Origin of the sequence: Mesorhizobium sp. M4A.F.Ca.ET.022.05.2.1 (assembly GCF_003998845.1) — a bacterium.
Classification (GTDB): Bacteria; Pseudomonadota; Alphaproteobacteria; order Rhizobiales; family Rhizobiaceae; genus Mesorhizobium.
Genome location: NZ_RZOJ01000635.1, coordinates 1 through 2,164, shown reverse-complemented (window position 1 = coordinate 2,164; position 2,164 = coordinate 1). Strand labels below are relative to the sequence as shown.

Genomic DNA, 2,164 nt, shown 5'->3' with positions numbered 1-2,164 from the left:
CTGCTGATCTCCCCCTCTAGGGGGGAGATCAGCAGCGTCGACGCCGCGTTCCATCCCACACCGCCAAAGGTTGGCGAAAACCGCCGTGACGGCCAATCTCCCCCCTTGAGGGGGAGATGTCCGGCAGGACAGAGGGGGGTGGCTTGGCGCAGACATCGAGGCGATCGAAAGCCTACTTGCTCATCGCCGCCAGCCATTCGTCCACCCAGGCCTTGCGGTTGGCGGCGACCTCATCGGCGCTGAACAGCAAGGTCTTGGTCGGCTTGACCAATTTGTCGAAGGCCGGATTGAGCGGCTTGTCGGTCTTGCCGGCCGGGAACATCCAGTTGGTCTCGGGGATGACATCCTGGAATTTCGGGCCGGTCATGAAGGCGATGAACTTTTCCGACAGCGGATTCTTCGCCCCTGTCGTGGTGATGCCGGCAACCTCGATCTGCAGATATTCGCCCTCCTCGAAGGACGCGGCCTGGTAGCGTTCGGTTTTCTCGGCGACCATGTGATAGGCCGGCGAGGTGGTGTAGGACAGCACCATCGGCGCCTCGCCCTTGGTAAACAGGCCATAGGCCTCGCTCCAGCCCGGCGTCACCGTGAGCACCTTGGATTTGAGCTTGGCCCAGGCTTCCGGCGCCTTGTCGCCATAGACCGCCTTGACCCAGAGCAGCAGGCCGAGGCCGGGCGTCGAGGTGCGTGGATCCTGGATGACGATCTTGTCGGTGGCGCTGCCCTCGACCAGTTCCTTCAGGCTCTTCGGCGGGACTTTCAGCTTTTCGGTGTCATAGACGACGGCGAAATAGCCATAGTCGAACGGCACGAATGTGTCGTCGCTCCAGTTGCCGGGGACATTGAGGCCGGATACGTCGCCATGCGGCGCGAACAGGCCGCTCGCCTTGGCTTCGGCCGTCAGGTTGGTGTCGAGGCCGAGCACGATGTCGGCCTTGGTCGCCGCGCCCTCCAGCTTGACGCGGTTGAGTAACGCCACGCCATCGGCGACCGAGACGAATTCGAGATCGCAGCCGCATTCGGCCTCGAATTCCTTCTTTACCGCCGGGCCGGGACCCCAGTCGGCGGTGAAGCTCTCATAGGTATAGACGGTGAGCTTGTCCTTCGCGGCCGCCGGACCCGCCAGAAGCGAAACCAGGCCGGTTGCCAGAACAAGGTGGGACAAGAGCGTGCGCATCGACGCCTCCTTCGTTGGTGTTGAAAGGAATTGAGGCGCCGGATGGTCCGAGACGTCTAATCCCTCCGCCGGTACAAACCGGATCAGGTTCAGCGGGTTGGCGGTTGCCTCTCAGCCGGTCCGCGAAAACCCGCGTCCGGCACCCCGTTAGAGCGTTTCGACACATAGGCCCGGGCACGGCACCGCGCAAGCGGAAGTTTGCCGGGTGCCTGCACCCCCGGCTTCCGTTTCTCGGGCGGGGCTGGTAAGGGCGACGCCCATGGGCACATTCACCATCCTGCTTGGCGGCGACCTCGTCCGCACGCCGCGGCTCGACAGCCAGCTGGCCGGCGCGCGCGTCATCGCCGCCGATGGCGGCATCGGCCATGCCCGCATGCTGGGCCTGACGCCTGAGCTCTGGGTCGGCGATTTCGATTCCGTGCCGCCGGATTTGCCGGATGATCTGGCCGCCGTGCCGCGCCAGGTGTTTCCGGCCGAGAAGGACAAGACGGACGGCGAGTTGGCGATCGCCGCCGCCCTCGAGCGCGGCGCCACCGGCCTCGTGCTGGCAGGCGCCTTCGGCGGCAAGCGCGCTGACCACGCCTTCCTGCATCTGGCGCTTGCGGTTCGCCTGGCCGAGGCCGGCATGAGCGTGGTTATGACCAGCGGCGCGCAGGAAGGCATTCCGCTTTTGCCTGGCAAGGCCGGCTTCGACTATGCCGACGGCACGCTGTTTTCGGTGCTCGGCTTCTCCGACCTTTCCGGCCTGAGCGTCGCCGGCGCCAAATGGCCGCTCGATCACGTCGAGGTGGCGTTCGGCTCGTCGCTGACTATATCAAACGAGGTCAAGGGGCGGCTTGAGATCGCGCTCGGCCACGGGCGCGCGTTGCTGCTCGCTCACCCCTATCCCCTTCCTGAAAGCTGACATGGCCCCGCCTCTTCTCAATCTCGACGGGATAAGACTGACCTTCGGCGGCACGCCGCTGCTCGATGGCGCGGCGCTCAGCG

At 65.2% G+C, this 2,164-nt stretch carries 2 protein-coding genes and 1 riboswitch; of the genes, one reads left to right on the top strand and one right to left on the bottom strand.

Annotated features, from left to right (window positions below; genetic code table 11):
- Nucleotides 1-172: 172 nt before the first annotated feature.
- Nucleotides 173-1,177 (bottom strand): thiamine ABC transporter substrate binding subunit, encoded by a 1,005-nt coding sequence (gene thiB, locus EN745_RS33900; protein ID WP_127423248.1) that lies wholly within the window; start codon nt 1,175-1,177, stop codon nt 173-175.
- 43 nt (nt 1,178-1,220) lie between these two features.
- Nucleotides 1,221-1,334, bottom strand: a riboswitch (TPP riboswitch).
- Between the two features lie 102 nt (nt 1,335-1,436).
- Between thiB and EN745_RS33895 the strand changes: the two genes are divergently transcribed.
- Nucleotides 1,437-2,081: a thiamine diphosphokinase gene (locus EN745_RS33895; RefSeq protein ID WP_127423247.1), complete on the top strand. Its 645-nt coding sequence runs from the start codon at nt 1,437-1,439 to the stop codon at nt 2,079-2,081.
- Nucleotides 2,082-2,164: the final 83 nt, after the last annotated feature.